Raw genomic sequence first — 402 nt, forward strand, 5'->3', positions numbered from 1 at the left:
TGGTGGCGCCGCCGCCGGTCGTCAGGCCCTTGGTGAAGTTGAAGGTTCCGGCGCCGAAGGTCGTTATCCCAGCGGTCGTCACCTGCTTGCCGAAATTGTAGGTGCCGGCGCCGAAGGTCGTGGTTCCGGCCGTGGTCAGTGTCTTGGCGAAATTGTAGGTGCCGGGGCCGAATTTGGTCGTGGCGCTGGTCGTGAGGTCGCCGGCGATGTTGTAGACGGTGCTCGCCGCGCCACTGGTGGCGAAATTGAGGTTGATGCCGCCGCCGATGGTGATGGTGCCCAGGTTGACCGTGGTCTTGCTGCCGCAATTCAGCGTCCAGGTCGAGGTCGCCGATGCCCAGCTGGCCGTGCAGCCGAGCGTGGTTGCCTGGCTCTGCGTCGAGCTCTGGTTCCATGCGAAAG

At 64.7% G+C, this 402-nt stretch carries 1 pseudogene; it reads right to left on the minus strand.

The features are described from left to right. Positions 1-402, minus strand: a pseudogene (locus EOA24_RS41050) (hypothetical protein); the annotation flags it as partial.

This window comes from Mesorhizobium sp. M2A.F.Ca.ET.039.01.1.1 (assembly GCF_003998035.1).
Classification (GTDB): Bacteria; Pseudomonadota; Alphaproteobacteria; order Rhizobiales; family Rhizobiaceae; genus Mesorhizobium.